Here is a 19,747-nt window from a genome sequence, read left to right as displayed (position 1 = left end):
TTTTTTTATTACAATGGCTCAAGGCACAGTAAAATTTTTCAATGATTCTAAAGGATTCGGTTTTATTACTGAAGAAGGATCAGACAAAGACCATTTCGTACACATCTCTGGACTTATCGACGAAGTTCGTGAAGGTGATGTTGTAGAATTCGACTTACAAGAAGGAAGAAAAGGTATGAACGCAGTAAATGTAAAAGTAGTATAATTATATATTTTCTATTTAAATCTTTACAAAAAAAGCCTTTCCATACGGAAAGGCTTTTTTAGTTAAATTTTCTAAATAATTGAAAATAAATAAAATAAAAGTGCTTTATTAAAATTAATGGTATCATCTTTGCAATAATTAAAATAATTAATATTAAATTTTATTACAATGAGTAAAGGCACAGTAAAATTCTTCAATGACGCTAAAGGTTTTGGATTCATAACAGAAGAAGGTGTAAACAAAGACCATTTTGTACACATTTCAGGATTAATCGACGAAGTTCGCGAAGGTGACGAAGTTGAATTCGACTTACAAGAAGGTAAAAAAGGATTAAACGCAGTTAACGTTAAAGTAATTTAACAACTACCATATATCTTTAAGATTAAAGCCTCTCTATTTATTTAGAGAGGCTTTTTTTTGCTTAAAAGTCTTAAACACATGATAGACTTTAATTTTAGCATAAAAAAAATCCAGCTAAAAGCTGGATTTTTCTAATTTATATAGTTTTAAAACTTAAAACATTTCACGTCCAGCAAAGTGGAAAGCACCTTCAATAGCTGCGTTTTCATCACTATCACTTCCATGTACTGCATTCTCGCCAATAGACGCTGCATATAATTTACGGATAGTTCCTTCTGCTGCATCAGCAGGATTAGTAGCACCAATTAAAGTTCTAAAATCTTCAACAGCGTTATCTTTTTCTAAAATAGCAGCTACAATTGGTCCACGTGTCATGTACTCAACTAACTCACCATAAAAAGGTCTTTCACTATGTACAGCGTAAAATGCCTCAGCATCTTGCTTAGTCATATGGGTTAATTTCATTGCAACGATTCTAAAACCTGAAGCGTTAATTTTTTCTAAGATTGCGCCAATGTACCCTTTTTCAACAGAGTCAGGCTTAAGCATTGTAAATGTTCTGTTAGTTGCCATTTTTTTATTTTAATGTTATCTAATTTATTTAAAACAACAATCCTTTTATAGTTAAAAGTGCTTGTTAATTTTGTGCAAAAGTACGCCATTTATTAAGAAAAACAATATATTCGAATATTAAAAAATTGTATCTTCGTGGGCTATGACAAAACAAGACATTACAGCAATTAAACAGTTATTAGAAACACCTAAAAAAATTGTAATTGTAAGCCATAAAAATCCTGATGGAGATGCTATTGGTTCTAGCCTAGCCTTATTCCATTATTTAACAAAAACCAACCACTTAGCAACGGTTATTGTACCAAACGATTATCCTGATTTTTTAAAATGGATTCCTGGACAGGATTTGATTTTAAAATATGAAAGCCAAAAAGAAGAAAGCGAACAAATACTAAATGAAGCAGATATTATTTTTGCATTAGACTTTAACGCGTTTCACAGAACTGGTGACATGGAACACGTGTTAACAGACAGCAAAGCATTAAAAATAATGATAGACCATCATCAACAACCAGATGATTTTGCTAAATATATGTACAGTGATGTTAGCATGAGCTCGACTTGCGAGATGGTGTATAATTTTATTGACATACTAGAGGACACACACATTATTGACATTAATATAGCTACAGCAATTTATGTAGGTATTATGACAGATACAGGATCGTTTAGATTTAGATCCACTACTAGTGCAACACATAGAATAATAGCTAATCTTATTGATAAAGGTGCCGATAATACCATGATACATAATCAAGTATACGACACTAACAGCTATAACCGCTTGCAATTATTAGGTTGTGCATTAAGTAATTTAAAAGTTATACCAGAATCTAGAGCTGCCTACATAACGCTATCTCAAAAAGAATTACAACAATTTGATTACAAAAAAGGAGATACAGAAGGTTTTGTAAACTATGCTTTATCGTTAAATAATGTGGTACTTGCTGCTATATTTATCGAAGATTTACAACAAGGTATCATTAAAATTTCATTAAGATCTAAAGGTGATTTCTCTGTTAACGAAATGTCTAGAGCTTACTTTCAAGGTGGTGGACACACCAATGCTGCAGGAGGAAAAAGTGATGTAAACTTAGAGGAAACCACAGAAAAATTTATTAGTATATTACCACAATACAACACAGCACTACATGAAGCGTAATTTAGCCATACTATTACTAATATTAATTACTGTTTTAAGTTGTAAAACACCTGAAGCTAGAAAACCAAAATCGGTTAGTTCGGGATCTTTTATCGACCAATCTGTTGCTAGAAACAAAGCGTTAAACAAAAAAGAAATTAAAGCAATTGAAACAGTAATAGCAAGTCAACCACAAAATGATTATAAAACATCAGGCAATGGATTTTGGTACTATTACAATACTAAAATTGAAACAGATAGCATTGTAAAACCTGATTTTGCAGACATTGTAAACTTTAATTATGACATAAAAGCTTTAGATGGAAAAACCATTTATACTGAAGAAGAATTAAAAACACAAAATTATGCAATGGACCAACAAGAACTTTTTACAGGTTTACGTGAAGGTCTAAAACTAATGCAAGCAGGAGAAACGGTAACTTTTTTGTTTCCATCACATAAAGCTTATGGCTATTATGGAGACGAAAACAGAATAGGAACAAATACACCACTAATCTGCAAAGTTACAGTTAACACAATTACTAAAAAAGAATAGAAACAAACCCAATATTAAAATGAACAAATTAATTAAAACAATGAAACTATTATTGATTGCTCTTTTGGTTAGTATGGCTAACACATCTTGCCAAGATAAATATCCAGATTTGGAAGACGGATTATATGCCGAATTTGTTACAAATAAAGGTACAATGGTTGCCAAGTTATTTTACGACAAAGTGCCTGTAATGGTTGCTAACTTTGTTGGTTTAGCAGAAGGTACTCACCCAAAACTAGATGACTCTTTAAAAGGAAAACCTTTTTACAATGGTGTTACTTTTCACCGAGTAATGGATAAATTTATGATTCAAGGTGGTGACCCAACCGGAACAGGAACTGGAAGTGCTGGATATAAATTTTTTAGCGAATTTGATACAGACTTAAGTCATGACAAAGCAGGGATTTTATCTATGGCTAATTCTGGTGGATTAGACACAAATGGAAGTCAATTTTTTATTACCGAAATACCTAAGCAAAACCTAGATGCTTTTTACGCAGACGGAAGTTTAAAAAACTGTGGTGCACCAAGGGTAAGTTGTCACTCTGTATTTGGAGAATTAGTTAAAGGTATTGAAGTACAAGACACAATCTCTAACGTTAAAGTTACACCTGGAAGCAACAAACCAATTGAAGATGTTGTTATCCAACAATTAAATATCATCCGTAAAGGTAAAGATGCTAAAGCATTTGATGCTGCTAAAGTATTTACAGAGCAAGAGCCTCTTTTACCACAAAAATTAAAAGATTTAGAAGTAAAAGCTCAAGAAATTTTGAAAGAAAAAGCTAAAGAAGCTGCTAACAACTTTAAAAAAGCTAATGCTGATATACCAGGTGAAGTAAAAGAATTTCCTACTGGATTAGTAATGATTCTTGAAGCAAATCCAAACGGAGTTACACCAAAACCGTCAGATCAAGTATTAATTGATTGTACTGGATTATTTGAAGATGGACGTTTCTTCTTTTCTACAATGGAATCTGATGCTAAAAGATATGACCAATTTAATGAAGATGCTGCAAAACAAGGTGCATATCAACCTTTTGCAATGCCATATAACGAATCTGCAACTTTAGTTCCAGGTTTTAGAGAAGCTATGCTAAATATGAATGTTGGTGACAAAGCTAGAATATTTGTACCTGGTTATTTAGGTTATGGTGCTTCAGGTCGTGGTCCAGTACCACCAAATGCAAATCTTATTTTTGATTTAGTAATTGTATCAATCAAATAAATTATTTCAGTTTTTACATAAAAAAAAGCACTCTTAATGAGTGCTTTTTTTTATGTAAATAATTTTATAATAGAGATAAAACCTTATAAAAAACCAAATCCTACTCCTAAAAAGAAGTAGGATTTTGGCTCCTAACTAAACTAACCAATTACTTCTCTTCGCTTGTAAGAAATAATTTTATTTAATGACATCAAAGTGATGTATGCTATTAATCAACTATATTATCTTGAAAAGATTATGTCATTTATAAGTATATACGACACATTTATAGTTTTGGACTTTTTAAATCGAAAAAAAAATAAAAAAACTACAAAACTACTTTAATATATTGCAAAGCGTTTAGCGCACAATTAAACAATAATGCGCTTTGAGAGCTATTTACACTTTAAATAATTAATAAATAAAAAATCCTGCAAAAGCAGGAATTTCTATTTATGTTTTAAGTTTTTAGCTACAAAACTAAGCTTAATGTCTCATAGCTATCTATCAAAAAAAAACTGAGTATGTGAAAATCACAGATTTTCTAATTACTGATTTTTGGCTTCCTCCCAAAAAACTGAGTATGTGAAAATCACAGATTTTCTAATTACTGTTTTTTGGCTTCCTCCCAAAAACTGAGTATGTGAAAATCACAGATTTTCTAATTACTGTTTTTTGGCTTCCTCCCAAAAAACATCCATTTCACCCAAAGTCATGTCTTTTAAATCTTTATTTAACGCTTTTGCTTTTGACTCTAAATACTGAAAGCGCTTAGAAAATTTTTTATTAGTACGCTCTAAAGCGTTTTCTGGATTGATTTTTAAAAATCTAGCGTAGTTTACCATAGAGAACAAAACATCTCCAAATTCGTCTTCCATAGCGTCAGTATCACCTTTATCAACCTCAGCTTTAAATTCATTTAACTCCTCCTCTACTTTTTCCCATACTTGCTCTGGTTTTTCCCAATCAAAACCTACTCCTGCTACTTTTTCTTGGATCCTACTAGCTTTAACTAATGCAGGTAAACTTTTGGGCACACCTTCTAAAACACTGGTTCTGCCTTCTTTTAATTTTAAATTTTCCCAATTACGCTTGACTTCTGCTTCATCTTTTACAGTCACATCTCCATAAATATGTGGATGCCTATGGATTAGTTTTTCACAGATACCATTACATACATCTGCAATATCAAATGCCTTTTTCTCACTTCCAATTTTGGCATAAAAAGCCATGTGCAACATAAGATCTCCAATTTCCTTTTTAACTTCTTCCAAATCATTATCTAAAATAGCATCACCTAACTCGTACGTTTCTTCAATGGTTAAATGACGTAAGGTTTCCATGGTTTGCTTTTTATCCCATGGACATTGCTCGCGTAGTTCGTCCATAATAGTCAATAAACGGTCAAATGCTTTTAATTGGTCTGCTCTAGAATTCATATAAAAAAAGGTTTTTGTAAAAGTACGTTGATTTGTTTCATCTTAAAAAATGATAACAAAAAAATCCAGCAAAAGCTGGATTTTTAATATCTATAAATTAAATCAATTTATTCTTCTTCGTTAGCTGCTTCAGTCTTAGCAGTACCAAAGTCCAACATGTCATTTTTTTGTAACATATTATACCATTGTATTACCTTTTTGATATCACTTGGGTACACTCTATCCTCATCATAGTCTGGTAATACTTCAAAAAAGTATTCTTCTAATTTATCTTTTGAGTCTTTATGACTAATACTAGTTTGTGCACCATTTTCTTTGTCTTTAATTTTACTTAAGACGTCTTTTAATGGTACTTCTTCTGTTAAAGTATAAATTGCAATCTCACTTAAAATACTAACGTTTTGTTGTATTCCAACAGACATACGTCTGTTATCAATTAAAGATTCGGCAATAAAACCACCTCTTGTTTGAGTTACTAATTTATATAATCCAGGTTTACCTGCAATTGCTAATACTTTATCTAAAGCCATATAGTTTATTCTTTTTAATTATCCTTTTATCTTTCACTATGACGCTGCATAGTGTTCAAAAATTGGATGGCAAATATCTTATGTTAGTTTGGGTTTTCCAAACGTTTAACGTTTCTTTTTCATTAATGGAAATTTCATGCGATAATCTACATTAATTTTTCCTTTAGAGATATTAGTTAATTTTCCTTTTATCAAACGCTTTTTTAAAGCAGATAAATGGTCTGTAAACAAAATCCCTTCGATATGATCATACTCATGCTGAAATACTCTAGCAGCCAAACCATCTAATGCCATAGTTTGTTTATTAAAGTCTTCATCAAAATATTCTACTTTAATGTTAGGCTTTCTAAATACGTCTTCTCTAACATCTGGAATACTTAAACAACCTTCGTTAAAAGCCCATTCATCTCCAGATTCTTCTAAAATTACAGGATTAATAAATGTATGTTTAAAGCTTTTTAAAAAGTCACTTTCCGCTTTACTCATTACTTCTTCATCATCTGCAAATGGAGTCGCATCGACTATAAACATACGGATTGACAATCCTATTTGAGGAGCTGCTAAACCTACACCAAACGATCCATACATGGTTTCGTACATGTTTGCAATTAGCTCTTTTAATTTTGGATAATCCTTTGTAATGTCTGTCGCTTTTTTCTTTAAAACGGGATCGCCATAGGCAACAATTGGTAATATCATACTAATTTTTTATTGATTATAAAGGTAGCTTTGTAAGATTATGGTTGCACTAACCTCATCTAAAAGCGCTTTATTTTGTCTTTGTTTTTTCTTTAATCCGCTATCTATTAAGGTTTGCGTCGCCATTTTAGAGGTAAAACGTTCGTCCACACGCTTAATTGGCACGTTAGGAAATGTGTTTTCTAATTTAACCAAAAACGGAATAATTAGAGCTTCGCTTTCACTTGGCGTATTATCCATTTGCTTTGGTTCTCCAACTAAAAATAATTCGACTTGCTCCTTACTTAGATAGTCTTTTAAAAATGTAATAAGCTCTTTAGTATTAACTGTGGTTAATCCAGAAGCAATAATCTGCATCTCATCAGTCACTGCTAATCCTGTTCTAATCTTTCCGTAATCAATTGCTAAAATGCGAGCCATAATAAATTTTGTGCAAATTTATAGTTTTATACTCTTAACACCTTAAATATTGTGCCATATTTTAATTTTTACGAATTATATTTGTCTTAAATTAAAATTGACATGACAGAATTACAAAAAACTATTGAGACTGCTTGGGACAACCGAGACTTATTAACTGACGCAAAAACTATTGATGCTATTAGAGAAGTGGTTAACCTTTTAGATTTAGGAAAACTTAGAGTAGCAGAACCTACAACTGATGGCTGGCAGGTTAACGAATGGGTTAAAAAAGCGGTTGTTTTATATTTCCCTATTCAAAAAATGGAAACTTTAGAAGCTGGTATTTTTGAATATCATGATAAAATTCCACTAAAAAGAGGGTATAAAGAAAAAGGAATTAGAGTAGTACCAAATGCTGTTGCACGTCATGGTGCTTACATATCTGCAGGTACAATTTTAATGCCTAGTTACGTTAATATTGGTGCCTATGTGGACGAAGGTACTATGGTTGATACTTGGGCTACTGTTGGTAGTTGTGCACAAATTGGTAAAAATGTACACTTATCTGGTGGTGTTGGTATTGGTGGTGTATTAGAACCTTTACAAGCGTCTCCTGTTATTATAGAAGATGGTGCTTTTATAGGATCAAGATGTATAGTTGTTGAAGGTGTACATGTAGAAAAAGAAGCTGTTTTAGGTGCTAACGTGGTGTTAACCATGAGTACTAAAATTATAGATGTTACTGGAGACACTCCTGTAGAGATGAAAGGTCGTGTGCCTGCAAGATCTGTAGTAATTCCGGGAAGTTATACTAAAAAATTCGCAGCTGGAGAGTATCAAGTCCCTTGTGCTTTAATTATTGGTAAACGTAAAGAAAGTACAAATAAAAAAACATCTTTAAATGATGCTTTAAGAGAGTATGATGTTGCTGTTTAAAAATTAAAAGCAACCGTTTATAAAATGTAAAAAGCCTCTAAATTTAAAATTTAGAGGCTTTTTTGTATTTAAAATTTATTTCTTAAACTGCATTTTCCTTCCGCTACGTCTTAATTTTTTACTATTAATTTTTAGTTGAAATGCTCGACTATGCTTAAGCATTAAATCATAGGTATCTTGATACGACTTGTTATACAATTTGGCATAAGCTTCAGCCAAAATCTTAATCATAGTTTTAGACAACCATAAACGTCTAAAATTATGCATACGATTATCAAAACTCATTGGTTTAAAACGCATCCTGTTTAAATCAATTAAATAGAAATTATAACCATTATCATCTTTAGTTATTAAAGTATTACCTGGTGAATGGTCTAAAAAATCAATATTATTCTCATGCAGTTTAAAGGTAAATGCTGCAAATTCCTGCAATATTTTATCACGTTCCGGAAATTGAGGGTTATGTATTAACGCTCTAAATTCAAAATCATAATCAATATGCCTACTAATATAATAACTTGATTTTAACCCAAAAACTGTGGTGTTTTCTATATATGCTATGGGAAAAGGTGTAGAAATACCACAATCAATTAATCTAGTAGCATACTGAAAAGACCGTTTTGCCTTAGTTGGTCGTATATATTTATACACAAAACTATTAAAGCCATTTGGTATTTTAAAAGACTTAATGTTTAGTTTTAAACCTTCAACATCAAAAGACTTTATAACGTTACGTTGTCCAATAGTGACTGCTTCTCCAGAGGTTTCAAATTCATGGATAAGCGCAATTAATTGGGACTCTAAGTATTTATATTTTGGATGACAGTGTATGATAGTTATCTATTTTAAGATTGTTCAAAGATATATTAAACTAAATTTTAATAAAAGCCGATAAAATTATATTTTGCGCTACAGCGTAAAAAATACGCAACTTTTAAATGAAAAAAATTCTTGTCATACAAAATAAACGTATTGGTGATGTGCTAATAGCATCAGTAATTGCTCAAAACATGAAAACTGTTTTTCCTGATAGTCAAATTGATTATTTAGTGTATGATTTTACAACTGGTGTTATTGAAAACAATCCTAACATTGATAACATTATAGCAGTAAACGAAAAAGAATTGAAGCAATTTAAGTTTATGCGACGCTTGATTAAACAAGTAAAAAATAATAAATACGATATTATTTTTGATCCTTACTCCAAGTTACAAAGTAGGATTATTTGTTATTTTTCTGGTGCTAAAATGCGCATAGGATTTCAAAAAAGAGGTAAAAATCCATGGTTTAAATTTTATACGCATACGGTCCCTTTATTAGAAGAAAAAAAACACATTAGTGGTAAAGCTATTGAGGATAGAATAAACATGTTTAATACCTTTTTTCCGTTAGCGCAAAACCAAATAGATTACGAGCCACATATTGTATTAACCCAAAACGAACAACAATACAACAAGCTAAACAAATACAATAAACCAGCAATTATGCTAGGTGTGTTAGGAAGTACGCCTCAAAAATCGATGCCATATCAATATATTGTTGCTTTAATAGATCATATTACTGCAACCTATAATGTTAATGTATTATTTAATTACGCACCACACCAAAAAGCAGATGCGTTAAGTATTTACAACCAATGCCAGAATAAGTCTAATATTATCATTGATATTTACGAAGATAGTATAAGAGGTTTTATAACTTTAATGAACAAATGCGAGCTACTTGTTGGCAATGAAGGTGGCATTGTACATATATCAAAAGCTTTAAACAAACCAACCTTTACAATATTTTCGCCTTACGTTTTAAAAGAACATTGGGCTAGTTTTGAAGATGGCAAAAAGCACACATCAATACATTTATTAGAAGAAAAGCCTAATTTATTTGACGAATTTAGTGTTGAACAAAGACGTAAAATTGAAGAAAACCCTCACGAGTTATACCAAATGTTAACTCCAGAAATGATTTTAAAAAGACTTACTCCCTTTTTAGATTTTCATTTAAAAGCTTTTAAAAACTAAGCCTTTTTTACAATTCCAAAATCTGTCCAAGCTTTCTTTTCATTTTTAGTGACGTCTCTAATCGCTCTGTTTTTAGCTATAGATGCTTCATTTTTATAACCTCGCTTATGGTCTAAATGCACACAAATAGCTGAGTACCTAATTTGCTTACTTTTAATACCTAAATTCATTAAACGCTCACCAAGCTCACGATCTTGACCACCATACTGCATACGCTCATCTAAACCATTAACTGCAACAATATCTTTTTTCCAACCAGAAGCATTGTGTCCATTCCAACTAGCATTAGTAGGTGTTAAAGCATTTAAAATTTTAGATTTTAACCCTTTAGCTGTCAGTTTATTATTTTTAAAAGATGCTTTTAAGCCATTCTTTTTAAGCCATTTTAAATTAAAACAATTGGCTTTATAAATATCTTCTTTAGTAATAGCTTTAGAGATATCCATTGGTAACATAAAGTAACCACCAGATAAAAAGTAACCTATCTCACGCTCTTTTACATGGACTTCTACAAAGTCTTGACGTGGTATACAATCACCATCAGACATTATAATATAATCTGATGTGCATTGTGTAATGGATTTATTTAAAATCTCAGATTTCTGAAATCCATTATCCTCATGCCACACGTGGATAATAGGATAAAAGACTTCTTCCTGTATGGATTTAATTAAATCTATGGTCTCTTGTTTAGAACCATCATCTGCGATTACGATTTCAAAATTACGGTACGTTTGGTTATTATAACCATACAGTACTTTTGCTAACCATTCCGGAGAATTATAGGTGCTAATTATTATTGAAGTATCTATTTTCATTATAGCTACAAAGATAAAATTATTTTAGTAATTTTGGTTTTTATATGGATGCTATTACAGTAATTATACCAACTTATAACGAGGAAGCTTACATTGCGCAAGCGATCCAATCTGTGGACTTTGCTTCTCAAGTTATTGTCGTGGACTCCAATAGTACTGATAATACTGTACAAATAGCAAAACAAATGGGTTGCGAAGTCTATTTGCGTGCGTTTGACAATTTTTCTAATCAAAAAAATCACGCCTTACAATTTGCAAAAGGCGAATGGATTTTGTTTGTAGATGCTGACGAGCGTATACCTTATGCCTTACAACAGGAAATATTTGAAGCCATTAAAAGTAACAAACATGCTGGCTACAAGTTAAACTTTCCGCATTATTACATGAATCGTTTTTTATACCATCATAGTGATAATGTAACACGATTAGTAAAACGTAACAATTGCAAATTTGAAGGTTTGGTACACGAAAAATTGATTATTGATGGTACCATTGGTCAATTAAAAAACCCTGTGCTTCATTTTACCTATAAAGGATTACTACACTATATCAGTAAAAAAGATAGCTATGCATGGTTTCAGGCAGAGCAAATGCTAAAAAAAGGTAAAAAAGCTACTTATTTTCATTTAGCATTTAAACCCTTTTATCGCTTTTTTAGTAGTTATATATTACGACGTGGATTTATGGATGGTATTCCTGGATTAACCGTTGCTAGCGTTAATGCTTATGGTGTATTTTCTAGGTATGTCAAGTTAATGTTACTTCAAAAAGGGATTAGGTAAAATATAATGTAACTGTAATTGCTAAAACCAGTTTTTTCCTTTTTTAAGCTTTCGCTGAAAAACTTTCATGCTATCATCTCCTTTAATATCTAAACGCTGAATTTCGTAATGGTTTTTAAACGGAAATTTATTAACTCTGTTACCAATACGTAAACCGTAAGCAATATTATTATCCTTTAAACATTTAAAAAAAGCATGCTGCTCCTCTCCTGTTTTAGGATACTTCCCGTAAGGATAGGCTAAGGTATTATTAATATCTAAGTTGTTTTTTACTATAAACGCTTTACATAAATCAAAATCTGCTTGGATCGCTTCAATTGATAATTGGTCATAACGTTGATGTGCAAAACTATGTAAACCTAACTCTATTACAGTATTATCTAAACTCTGTAATTGTTCCACAGACATGATAGGCTCTTCTCCTTCATCCCAAGTATTAACACCATTTACATATTTAAAAGGTATATAAAAACAAGCCTTTAAATTGTGTTTTACAAATAATGGATAGGCTAACTCCAACTGGTTAACATATACATCATCAAACGTGATTATTACTGCTTTTTTTGGAAAATCCTTAGCAGAATTAAATTGTTGTAAATCTTTAAAATGCAACGTCGTGTAACCATTTGCTTTTAGATACAATAATTGTGTTTCTAAAATTTTGACGTCAATGGTCAACCCTTTACTCTCATGAGATTTAGAGGTGACACTATGATACATTAAAATGGGTAATTTTGGCACGTTGTTTTAATTTGAATACTCTGCACACAAATATATAAAGCCTAATGGTTATATTTGGCAAAAATCTGATTTTCTCTTGCATGATAACTGCTCTAGCAATAACATTTAACGAAGCACATAATATAGAACGCTATATTAACAGTATGTCTTTTGCAGATGAAATTATTATCGTAGACTCCTTTAGTACTGACCATACCGAAGCATTAGCACAACATCCAAAAGTCACGTTTGTCAAGCGTGTTTTTGATGATTTTTCCTCACAAAAAAATTATGCAATTAGCTTAGCAAAACATGATTGGGTGACTTTTTTTGATTTGGATGAAGAAGTGCCTGAAGCCTTAGCTACAGAGCTTGTCGCTACTGTGAGGTCTAATCCAACAGCTAAAGCTTTCCGCGTAAAGCGTGATTACCATTTTATGGGTAAACGTATTAAATATAGTGGCTTTCAAACAGATATTGCAGTGCGTTTATTTAACAAAAATTATTGTAAGTATAACGGTAAATTAGTCCATGAAGCTATACAAACTACTGCTACCATTGGTAAATTAAAACATCACGTTAAACATCAAACGTACAAAGATTTTGATAATTATAATCAAAAATTAACGCAGTACAGTAAATTACAAGCTGAAGCTTTATTTAAAAAAAATGTACGTCCAAATTTGTATCATTTTTTATTTAGACCTTGGTACAGATTTATGCACCAATACTTTTTAAGGTTTGGATTTTTAGATGGTAAAGAAGGGTTTATTATTTGTTATGTCCATGCGTTTTCGGTGTTTAAACGCTATATCCAATTATGGACCATGTATCGTAATATAGATTAAGGTAAATACTTATCTACTCCGTTTTTTGCCCATTTAATACTTTGAGTAATAGTTTTTTGCTCAATAGTATCATTAATCTCAAATCTATCTCTAGATTTTTCGTTATGATATATATGAAACACAATACCTCTATAACGTAAACGTCTAGCTTGCAAACCATTATTATGCATTCTTAACACTAACTCAGAGTCCTCTCTTCCCCAACCAGTTATATCTTCATTATAACCATTAACAGCAATAAAATCTTTTTTAAAATAAGACGTATTACAACCTCTAAATTTGCTTGAAAACTCAGCATTTGGTTTATACAATTTACTTAAAATGGGTATGTGTAAAGCACGAGTACGTTTTTTTATTCCTTTAGAAAAAGCTGAAAAAGTGATTTGTTTAGTCTTAAACAAAGTGTCTAAATAATCCTTTTGGATATTAACTCTAGATCCAAATAAATAGGTGTCATCTTGAACAAACTGTAAATGATCTTTAATAAAATGCGAATGCATGATACAATCTCCATCGACCTGTATTATATATTCTCCTGACGCTTTTGCTATTGCTTTATTTAAAATATGGGCTTTTTTAAATCCTTCGTCTTTTTGCCAAATATGAATCAAAGGAATTTCAAATTTTGTCTTAAAGCTATCAATTAAAACTTTAGTCTCATTAGTTGATCCATCATCTGCAATAATAACTTCATCAGGTAACTGACTTTGGTTTAGTACGCTTTGTAAAACCAGATCTAACGCTTCAGGCCAATTGTAAGTAGCTATTAACAAGGTTGTTTTTAAATCTTTCATACTAAAAATAAGATTCGAATTCGATTTTACTTTTATTAAAAATCTTTAAAAACTTAAACCATTGTCCAAAGTTTTTTTTGCGTAAAAAGGCTTTAGAAGGAGCTAAAGTTTCATCTTTTTCCACTAAATTTTTAATTTCATTTAAATCATGTGTTGGAAAATACCCTAAGCTTTTCCAGATTTCTGGATCTAAATAAAACAGGTTTTTTAATTCTTTGTAATTGTTTTTATCTGCTTTTTGCCATTTTGGAAAAAACTGATCGTTAAGCTCATGGGAGTGTCCCCAATTATCTAGTTTAAATTTTAAAGACGCCTCGTCTCTAGACAAACACTCGTGTAACAATACATTATTTGTATAAATCACACGCTCTTTACTATTTCTGGCGTATTTATAATTGGGGTAATTGGTCGCCAACATTACTTTTGTAGGCTCATCCACGTAAAGTATTCCATCTTCTAAATACTTATAAATATTAATTAAAAAACCTGCTATTTGAACTGGATTTTTCTTAGGATTATCCAAAAAATGATCGTGTTGACGTAATGTTTTAACAAACTGACTAAAGTCTATAAAAATCTCGTCAGCATCCACTTGCACTAACCAATTACCAATACCCATTTTTAATGACAACATGTGACGTTCTCTGGTATCGTTTTGGATAGCATTTAGCTCAGGTACATAAAAATTGTCCTTATAAATTTCAATTTTTTGATCTTTATCAAAATTAGTAAGCCAATCAAAAAAACTAGAATCCACCTCAAAAGGTTCGCCTTTCCATGTACGTTGTTTATGGTCTAAAGCCAAATAAATTTTATCTGCTTTTTCATAAACTGGAGGAATAGACAGTTTTAATTTCTCGTAGTCGTAAGACATCAAAAAACCAACAACAATATTTTTCATTATAAATAATTAGTTAAACAAAACTAATAAATATTAAAACTTAAGTTAGTCAATCTATTGGTTTTATTTATTTTTACCCAAAAATCAACTACATGGACGTTTCTATAATTATTGTAAACTTTAATTCTTCTGGTTATACCATTAATTGTATTGACTCTATTTACAAATTTACTAAAGACCTTAGTTTTGAGATTATTGTTGTTGATAATCAATCAAAACCTGAAGATGTTAAGTCTTTAGAAGCACACTTGCAAAATGCTGATTTTACATTAATTAAAAGCAAAGAAAATTTAGGCTTTGGAGGCGGAAATGATTTGGGTTACCAACATGCTAGTGGTAACCATTTAGCATTTGTAAATAATGATGCAGAGTTGACTGAAAACAGTTTATTACAATTACTAAATTACAGCCAATCTAATCCAAAAGTAGGCTGTATTGGTCTAAAACAAGTAGATGAAAATGGGCAACCTTTTAAATATAGTTTTAGACAATTTATAGATTTAAAATACCATTTATTTAATCAAAAAAAACCTGTTAAATATTACAGCAATCTATATAACTCTGACTTATCAGAACCCTTTACGGTAGATTTAGTCTCTGGTGCTTTTATGTTTTTTAAAACCGAAGCATACAAAAAATGTGGTGGTTTTGATCCTAAAATATTTTTGTTTTATGAAGAAATGGATATTTGCTTACGTTTAAAAAAGCAAGGTTACATAACACAATATTATCCTAAATCTACATTTATTCATTACATGGGAAAAAGCTCCGGAAATGTTGCCCTAAAACGTGAGTTTACGGTCTCTTACCTTTATGTAATAAAGAAAAACTACAGTACGTTGTACTATCAATTTTTAAGATTTGTCTTAATTTTAAAATACGGTATTAAAAGTATTTTTAAACCTAAAAAACACTTAGTACCTTTTAAAATTACACTAAAAGGTGGAGATTCTTTAAGGTTTTCAATGCGAGCTAAAGGTTAAATTATTTGTAGAACTTGGTTTTCAGTTACTTTTAATGAAAAAGGTTCTAATATAGTTTTACAACTGTTAGACGCTTCTTCCCAAAGTATTTTGTTAGTATATAAATCAATTACTTTTTGAGCTATTGCTTCTGCATTATTAGCAATCATCACATTAGTTTGCTCTCCAAAATCAAACCCTTCTGCTCCCACATTTGTTGTTACTAATGGTAAACTATGCTCCAAACTCTGACCTATTTTACCCTTAATTCCTGCTCCAAAACGTAAAGGAGCTACAAACAGTTTTGTGGTATTGATTACTGCATTTAAATCGTCTACAAATCCTAACAATTTAAATTTATCTGATGCTAAAGCCTCAATATCCTCAGTGATATAACTACCAATAATGTTAACTTTTAAATCCGGAATATCCTTCCAAACAAGAGGCATAATGTTTTCTTTTAAATACTTAACTGCATCACTATTGGGATCATGTCTAAAACTACCAACAAATAATAAGTCGTTTCTGTTTTCAAATGAATTAAAATTATCTGACTTATCGATATGTTGATGAATATTACTAATTAAAACTACTTTTTCGTCTGTATTAAAATGTTGTTTAAGCAATTCTTTATCAGTTGTTGAAATTGCAATGACAACATCAGCATTTTTACAATTTTCTAATTCTATTTTAAGAAATTTTTCGGCTTCAGCCTTTAATGCTTCATCTTTATTAAGTTCATATTCTCTTAATAATCTGACATAATGAAAATCCACCATATCAAATACCAACTTTATATTTGGATTAGCAGTTTTAACCAAGGACTGAAACTTGCTAAATATTGTTGGTCTATGTAACCATGCGACGTCTATTTTAGGGGCAATTAACTTAATAAAGTCCTCTTTAGTTACCTGTTGCCCTTTTTGATCTATACTAGGTTGGTATACATTAACGCCTAAATCTTTAAATTTTTGAATGTAATCACTTTTATATTTATACTGTTTTAGGTCTGCAATCAAAAAAACGGAAACTTTATTTTTAAGCAACAGTTTAATGATTTCAGTTAGACGTCTAGACCCAGAATCTTTATTAAATTCGGGTATAATCTCGTCAATAATTAATACGTTTTTATCGGAAAACGTAAAATCACTTAGGTTAAACAGGATATTATTTTTTTTCAGTTTTTTAGTTAACAAATAGGTTTTAAACTGATTTTTAAGTGATTTTAAACTCATTTTAAACTTGCATTTAATTTACTGTATACGGATTGTTTAGAGAAAGACTGTTTAAAAAATTCGGCAGCTAATTCACTTTGCATATCATACATTTTTTTGTCTGTTAATAATTGATCTATAAATGCTGCAAACTCAGTCTCAGAGTTTGTTACCATGCATCCATTATTGGTTTTGTTTAAAAGTCCATCCAAACCTCTCTCGTTACAAACCACAGGTAATGCATAAGACAAAGCTTCGACAACTTTTATTTTTAATCCAGTTCCTGTTAACATTGGACATATAGATACTCTTGATGCTTGGTATAAACTTGACAAATCCTCTACGTAAGACTGTTTGTTAACATTTTTAAAATCTGGAATGACCTGACTAATTTTTCCAACAACTGTAATAGTAATGTCCTTATTTAATAAAGGATATACGTTGTTAAAAAACCACTGAGCTGCTTTTACATTATGACTATTATCGCTTGCTACGTAGATTAAATCTATACTTTTAACTTGATTAATCTTGGACGAATTATCTTCTAGTACATGAGGTGCTAATTTAACTTTATCTCCTATAAATTGAGAATATAAATAATGTTCTTCTGATGAAATAGCCCAAACCGTATCAAAATCGTTTAATAACTGGATTTCATGACTAAAATAATTACCTAAATTAAATTGTTTATGACTTTGAAACTGCGAGGTTAAAAAATCATGTGTATCAACTATTGTTTTAGAAAGTGTTGTATTTAAATATTTTAAAAACCCATGATAATAGGCGTAGGATATAATGATTATATCATAAGTTTTATCCTTGGTAATTAAGGCTAACTCTTCGCCTTGACCAAACCTTATTCTGTCAAAATCCGAAACTTTATTATTAAACAGATTACTGATTTTTTGTTTTATACTAAATAGTAAATATTTAATTCCGCTACGTTTACTTCTTTTTAAAAGCCAGCCATTTGTAATTAAATGCTTACGCTTTAAAGTGTCTAAATGAGTATTTGTGAAATTTTCTTTATCAGGTTGCTCTAAAGACACAAAATCTACTTGATAGTTTTGTGCTTTAAAATATTCTAACAAACAAAAAGCTCTTGCATTATTACCTTGTTGTTTTAATAACGGATTCTCGGGATAGAAGAAAAGTATATTTTTCATGTTAGTAATTTAGTTAACCTTAAAAATTAATAATACTTAATCACTTAAAAAAAGCTAAATTTGCTTAAACTTAAGTCTATTTTATTCATGCACCAACTTGCTATCCTAATAAAAACTTACAAACCAGATTTTGAACGTGCTAAAGTATTAATTAATTCTATTAATGAATACAACATTGATAAAATCCCTGTTTATATTTCGGTAAATGATGAAGATTATGATTACTTCCAAGATAATTTAAACACGCAACACACCCTTATTAAAGATAGCAGTATTTATAAAACCAATGTTACAGATGGATGGAGATACCAACAAATTATTAAGACACAATTTTATAGATTAAATGTTGCCAATAATTACTTATGTATAGATTCCGACAGTCAGTTTATAAAAAATTTCTATCTATCGGACTTTATATACTCTGACAATATACCGTATACCATCATGCACGAATCTAAATCGTTTTTAGAAACTATGGAACGTATAGACATGGATACAGAAACTATTTTTTTTAAGCAAGCCTTAAAAGCTACCAGAAAAATTTTGGGTACTAAAGGTAAACAATGGGATTACGGACCATCACCTTACCTATGGTCTTGCAAAGTGTGGCAGCATTTTAACGAGGTGTTTTTAGCAAGTAAAAATCAAAAATTTGAAGATTTTTTTAATGACATTGAAAAAACTGCAATCCCATCTGAAACAGTAATTTATGGTGAGTATCTTAGAGTGTGTAATCTAATACCAATTTTACCTATCGAAGGTTTTTTTAAAGTCTACCATTATAAAAAGCAATTTGACATCGAAAAAAAATTCCACGATATAGACAAGCTTAAAAAAGTATATCTAGGTGTTATTTTTCAGAGTAATTGGACGCAAAAAAAGAAAAGGTTTAAATTATTTTAAACAACAAAAGTTATGGAAAATATTGATCAAATTGTTGCTATCCTTAAACAAGGTGGCATTATATTATACCCAACAGATACCGTTTGGGGAATTGGCTGTGATTCAACCAATGCCAATGCTGTCAAAAAAGTGTATAAACTTAAACAACGCGAAGACAGTAAAGCACTAATCTGTTTAGTTAACAATTATAGTATGCTAGAAAAGCATATTGATAATGTACCAAATATAGCTTATGATATCTTAGATTTAGCAGACACACCAACTACTGTTATTTATGACGCACCAGCAGGAGTTGCAGAAAACTTAATAGCAGAAGATAACACCTTAGCCATACGTATTGTTAAACACAAATTTTGCGAAAAACTAATAAAATACTTAGGTAGACCATTAGTTTCTACCTCAGCAAATATATCAGGCCAACCAACACCAAAATCCTTTGAAGAAATTAGCGAAGCTATTTTAAAAGGTGTGGATTATGTCGTAAATTTGCAAAGCGAAAATAAAAACGCAAAACCCTCTACCATTATCAAATTATCTAATAAAGGAGAGGTGAAAATTATTCGTGAGTAAATT

Annotated in this window: 25 protein-coding genes; 13 read left to right on the top strand and 12 right to left on the bottom strand. The window is 30.6% G+C overall.

Annotated features, from left to right (window positions below; genetic code table 11):
* Positions 1-13: 13 nt before the first annotated feature.
* Positions 14-205, top strand: coding sequence for a cold-shock protein (locus M890_RS0100340; RefSeq protein ID WP_028281616.1), 192 nt, complete (start codon positions 14-16; stop codon positions 203-205).
* A gap of 168 nt (positions 206-373) precedes the next feature.
* Positions 374-565, top strand: a complete 192-nt coding sequence (locus M890_RS0100335) for a cold-shock protein (RefSeq protein WP_028281615.1) — start codon at positions 374-376, stop codon at positions 563-565.
* A 153-nt stretch (positions 566-718) separates the two neighbouring features.
* Here the strand turns inward: M890_RS0100335 and M890_RS0100330 are convergent, their stop codons facing one another.
* Positions 719-1,138, bottom strand: coding sequence for a nucleoside-diphosphate kinase (locus tag M890_RS0100330; protein ID WP_028281614.1), 420 nt, complete (start codon positions 1,136-1,138; stop codon positions 719-721).
* A gap of 142 nt (positions 1,139-1,280) precedes the next feature.
* Here M890_RS0100330 and M890_RS0100325 point away from each other — a divergent pair, with 142 nt between their 5' ends.
* Genes M890_RS0100325 through M890_RS0100315 form a run of 3 tightly spaced genes read left to right on the top strand, consistent with a single transcriptional unit; the run spans position 1,281 to position 4,063 of the window.
* Complete coding sequence (locus M890_RS0100325; protein ID WP_028281613.1) at positions 1,281-2,300, top strand: DHH family phosphoesterase; 1,020 nt, start codon at positions 1,281-1,283, stop codon at positions 2,298-2,300.
* Positions 2,290-2,835, top strand: coding sequence for a gliding motility-associated peptidyl-prolyl isomerase GldI (gene gldI / locus M890_RS0100320; protein ID WP_028281612.1), 546 nt, complete (start codon positions 2,290-2,292; stop codon positions 2,833-2,835). The genes M890_RS0100325 and gldI overlap by 11 nt, the downstream gene beginning before the upstream one ends.
* A 19-nt stretch (positions 2,836-2,854) precedes the next feature.
* On the top strand, positions 2,855-4,063 hold the full coding sequence (locus tag M890_RS0100315) for a peptidylprolyl isomerase (RefSeq protein ID WP_232219113.1): 1,209 nt from the start codon (positions 2,855-2,857) through the stop codon (positions 4,061-4,063).
* 644 nt (positions 4,064-4,707) lie between these two features.
* Here M890_RS0100315 and mazG read toward each other — a convergent pair.
* The 4 genes from mazG to ruvX form a co-directional block, all read right to left on the bottom strand.
* Positions 4,708-5,481, bottom strand: a complete 774-nt coding sequence (gene mazG / locus M890_RS0100310; RefSeq protein ID WP_028281610.1) for a nucleoside triphosphate pyrophosphohydrolase — start codon at positions 5,479-5,481, stop codon at positions 4,708-4,710.
* 107 nt (positions 5,482-5,588) lie between these two features.
* On the bottom strand, positions 5,589-6,011 hold the full coding sequence (locus M890_RS0100305) for a DUF5606 family protein (RefSeq protein ID WP_028281609.1): 423 nt from the start codon (positions 6,009-6,011) through the stop codon (positions 5,589-5,591).
* Positions 6,012-6,116: 105 nt separating this feature from the next.
* Positions 6,117-6,710 carry a peptide deformylase gene (gene def, locus M890_RS0100300; protein WP_028281608.1) on the bottom strand — a complete coding sequence of 198 codons (594 nt, stop codon included), beginning with the start codon at positions 6,708-6,710 and terminating at the stop codon, positions 6,117-6,119.
* A gap of 9 nt (positions 6,711-6,719) precedes the next feature.
* Positions 6,720-7,130, bottom strand: coding sequence for a Holliday junction resolvase RuvX (gene ruvX, locus M890_RS0100295; protein ID WP_028281607.1), 411 nt, complete (start codon positions 7,128-7,130; stop codon positions 6,720-6,722).
* Between the two features lie 102 nt (positions 7,131-7,232).
* Here ruvX and M890_RS0100290 point away from each other — a divergent pair, with 102 nt between their 5' ends.
* Positions 7,233-8,048, top strand: a complete 816-nt coding sequence (locus tag M890_RS0100290; RefSeq protein ID WP_028281606.1) for a 2,3,4,5-tetrahydropyridine-2,6-dicarboxylate N-succinyltransferase — start codon at positions 7,233-7,235, stop codon at positions 8,046-8,048.
* 75 nt (positions 8,049-8,123) lie between these two features.
* Here M890_RS0100290 and M890_RS0100285 read toward each other — a convergent pair whose 3' ends face one another.
* Positions 8,124-8,699, bottom strand: coding sequence for a lipopolysaccharide kinase InaA family protein (locus tag M890_RS0100285; protein ID WP_084553521.1), 576 nt, complete (start codon positions 8,697-8,699; stop codon positions 8,124-8,126).
* Positions 8,700-8,736: 37 nt separating this feature from the next.
* On the opposite strand from M890_RS0100285, the gene M890_RS16970 reads away from it, so the two are divergent.
* The gene (locus M890_RS16970) at positions 8,737-8,871 is read left to right on the top strand and encodes a hypothetical protein (protein WP_262496317.1); all 135 of its coding nucleotides are present in this window, start codon (positions 8,737-8,739) and stop codon (positions 8,869-8,871) included.
* A gap of 115 nt (positions 8,872-8,986) precedes the next feature.
* Positions 8,987-10,066, top strand: coding sequence for a glycosyltransferase family 9 protein (locus tag M890_RS0100280; protein ID WP_028281604.1), 1,080 nt, complete (start codon positions 8,987-8,989; stop codon positions 10,064-10,066).
* Here M890_RS0100280 and M890_RS0100275 read toward each other — a convergent pair.
* Entirely contained in the window at positions 10,063-10,884 is an 822-nt protein-coding gene (locus M890_RS0100275) for a glycosyltransferase family 2 protein (RefSeq protein ID WP_036596974.1), read from the bottom strand. The two genes, M890_RS0100280 and M890_RS0100275, sit on opposite strands and share 4 nt — an antisense overlap.
* 44 nt (positions 10,885-10,928) lie before the next feature.
* Between M890_RS0100275 and M890_RS0100270 the strand changes: the two genes are divergently transcribed.
* Entirely contained in the window at positions 10,929-11,666 is a 738-nt protein-coding gene (locus M890_RS0100270) for a glycosyltransferase family 2 protein (protein WP_028281602.1), read from the top strand.
* A 21-nt stretch (positions 11,667-11,687) separates the two neighbouring features.
* Here the strand turns inward: M890_RS0100270 and M890_RS0100265 are convergent, their stop codons facing one another.
* Positions 11,688-12,407, bottom strand: a complete 720-nt coding sequence (locus M890_RS0100265) for a polysaccharide deacetylase family protein (RefSeq protein WP_028281601.1) — start codon at positions 12,405-12,407, stop codon at positions 11,688-11,690.
* A gap of 80 nt (positions 12,408-12,487) precedes the next feature.
* Between M890_RS0100265 and M890_RS0100260 the strand changes: the two genes are divergently transcribed.
* Positions 12,488-13,234 carry a glycosyltransferase family 2 protein gene (locus M890_RS0100260; RefSeq protein ID WP_028281600.1) on the top strand — a complete coding sequence of 249 codons (747 nt, stop codon included), beginning with the start codon at positions 12,488-12,490 and terminating at the stop codon, positions 13,232-13,234.
* On the opposite strand, the gene M890_RS0100255 is transcribed toward M890_RS0100260, so the two are convergent.
* Both M890_RS0100255 and M890_RS15620 read right to left on the bottom strand, forming a co-directional pair.
* Positions 13,231-14,028: a glycosyltransferase family 2 protein gene (locus tag M890_RS0100255; protein WP_028281599.1), complete on the bottom strand. Its 798-nt coding sequence runs from the start codon at positions 14,026-14,028 to the stop codon at positions 13,231-13,233. The two genes, M890_RS0100260 and M890_RS0100255, sit on opposite strands and share 4 nt — an antisense overlap.
* Before the next feature lies 1 nt (position 14,029).
* On the bottom strand, positions 14,030-14,929 hold the full coding sequence (locus tag M890_RS15620; protein WP_036596972.1) for a hypothetical protein: 900 nt from the start codon (positions 14,927-14,929) through the stop codon (positions 14,030-14,032).
* A gap of 92 nt (positions 14,930-15,021) precedes the next feature.
* Here M890_RS15620 and M890_RS15615 point away from each other — a divergent pair, with 92 nt between their 5' ends.
* The gene (locus M890_RS15615) at positions 15,022-15,912 is read left to right on the top strand and encodes a glycosyltransferase family 2 protein (protein WP_051437415.1); all 891 of its coding nucleotides are present in this window, start codon (positions 15,022-15,024) and stop codon (positions 15,910-15,912) included.
* On the opposite strand, the gene M890_RS0100240 is transcribed toward M890_RS15615, so the two are convergent.
* Positions 15,909-17,126, bottom strand: coding sequence for a glycosyltransferase (locus M890_RS0100240; RefSeq protein WP_028281598.1), 1,218 nt, complete (start codon positions 17,124-17,126; stop codon positions 15,909-15,911). The two genes, M890_RS15615 and M890_RS0100240, sit on opposite strands and share 4 nt — an antisense overlap.
* Positions 17,123-18,271 carry a glycosyltransferase gene (locus tag M890_RS15610; protein ID WP_051437414.1) on the bottom strand — a complete coding sequence of 383 codons (1,149 nt, stop codon included), beginning with the start codon at positions 18,269-18,271 and terminating at the stop codon, positions 17,123-17,125. Before M890_RS15610 ends, M890_RS0100240 begins: the two co-directional genes overlap by 4 nt.
* Before the next feature lie 60 nt (positions 18,272-18,331).
* On the opposite strand from M890_RS15610, the gene M890_RS0100230 reads away from it, so the two are divergent.
* Both M890_RS0100230 and M890_RS0100225 read left to right on the top strand, forming a co-directional pair.
* Positions 18,332-19,174, top strand: coding sequence for a DUF6492 family protein (locus M890_RS0100230; RefSeq protein WP_157243239.1), 843 nt, complete (start codon positions 18,332-18,334; stop codon positions 19,172-19,174).
* A 12-nt stretch (positions 19,175-19,186) separates the two neighbouring features.
* On the top strand, positions 19,187-19,744 hold the full coding sequence (locus tag M890_RS0100225; protein WP_028281596.1) for an L-threonylcarbamoyladenylate synthase: 558 nt from the start codon (positions 19,187-19,189) through the stop codon (positions 19,742-19,744).
* Positions 19,745-19,747 lie beyond the last annotated feature (3 nt).

Source organism: Olleya marilimosa CAM030, assembly GCF_000518485.1.
Lineage (GTDB): Bacteria > Bacteroidota > Bacteroidia > Flavobacteriales > Flavobacteriaceae > Olleya > Olleya marilimosa.
Note: the sequence above shows the minus strand (reverse complement) of the source record. Positions and strands in the feature narration are given on the sequence as shown.

Coding starts and splice junctions, on each gene's coding strand:
- M890_RS0100340 (WP_028281616.1), top strand. CDS start 14: ATGGCTCAAGGCACAGTAAAATTTTTCAATGATTCTAAAGGATTCGGT.
- M890_RS0100335 (WP_028281615.1), top strand. CDS start 374: ATGAGTAAAGGCACAGTAAAATTCTTCAATGACGCTAAAGGTTTTGGA.
- M890_RS0100330 (WP_028281614.1), bottom strand. CDS start 1,138: ATGGCAACTAACAGAACATTTACAATGCTTAAGCCTGACTCTGTTGAA.
- M890_RS0100325 (WP_028281613.1), top strand. CDS start 1,281: ATGACAAAACAAGACATTACAGCAATTAAACAGTTATTAGAAACACCT.
- gldI (WP_028281612.1), top strand. CDS start 2,290: ATGAAGCGTAATTTAGCCATACTATTACTAATATTAATTACTGTTTTA.
- M890_RS0100315 (WP_232219113.1), top strand. CDS start 2,855: ATGAACAAATTAATTAAAACAATGAAACTATTATTGATTGCTCTTTTG.
- mazG (WP_028281610.1), bottom strand. CDS start 5,481: ATGAATTCTAGAGCAGACCAATTAAAAGCATTTGACCGTTTATTGACT.
- M890_RS0100305 (WP_028281609.1), bottom strand. CDS start 6,011: ATGGCTTTAGATAAAGTATTAGCAATTGCAGGTAAACCTGGATTATAT.
- def (WP_028281608.1), bottom strand. CDS start 6,710: ATGATATTACCAATTGTTGCCTATGGCGATCCCGTTTTAAAGAAAAAA.
- ruvX (WP_028281607.1), bottom strand. CDS start 7,130: ATGGCTCGCATTTTAGCAATTGATTACGGAAAGATTAGAACAGGATTA.
- M890_RS0100290 (WP_028281606.1), top strand. CDS start 7,233: ATGACAGAATTACAAAAAACTATTGAGACTGCTTGGGACAACCGAGAC.
- M890_RS16970 (WP_262496317.1), top strand. CDS start 8,737: ATGTTTAGTTTTAAACCTTCAACATCAAAAGACTTTATAACGTTACGT.
- M890_RS0100280 (WP_028281604.1), top strand. CDS start 8,987: ATGAAAAAAATTCTTGTCATACAAAATAAACGTATTGGTGATGTGCTA.
- M890_RS0100275 (WP_036596974.1), bottom strand. CDS start 10,884: ATGAAAATAGATACTTCAATAATAATTAGCACCTATAATTCTCCGGAA.
- M890_RS0100270 (WP_028281602.1), top strand. CDS start 10,929: ATGGATGCTATTACAGTAATTATACCAACTTATAACGAGGAAGCTTAC.
- M890_RS0100260 (WP_028281600.1), top strand. CDS start 12,488: ATGATAACTGCTCTAGCAATAACATTTAACGAAGCACATAATATAGAA.
- M890_RS0100255 (WP_028281599.1), bottom strand. CDS start 14,028: ATGAAAGATTTAAAAACAACCTTGTTAATAGCTACTTACAATTGGCCT.
- M890_RS15620 (WP_036596972.1), bottom strand. CDS start 14,929: ATGAAAAATATTGTTGTTGGTTTTTTGATGTCTTACGACTACGAGAAA.
- M890_RS15615 (WP_051437415.1), top strand. CDS start 15,022: ATGGACGTTTCTATAATTATTGTAAACTTTAATTCTTCTGGTTATACC.
- M890_RS0100240 (WP_028281598.1), bottom strand. CDS start 17,126: ATGAGTTTAAAATCACTTAAAAATCAGTTTAAAACCTATTTGTTAACT.
- M890_RS15610 (WP_051437414.1), bottom strand. CDS start 18,271: ATGAAAAATATACTTTTCTTCTATCCCGAGAATCCGTTATTAAAACAA.
- M890_RS0100225 (WP_028281596.1), top strand. CDS start 19,187: ATGGAAAATATTGATCAAATTGTTGCTATCCTTAAACAAGGTGGCATT.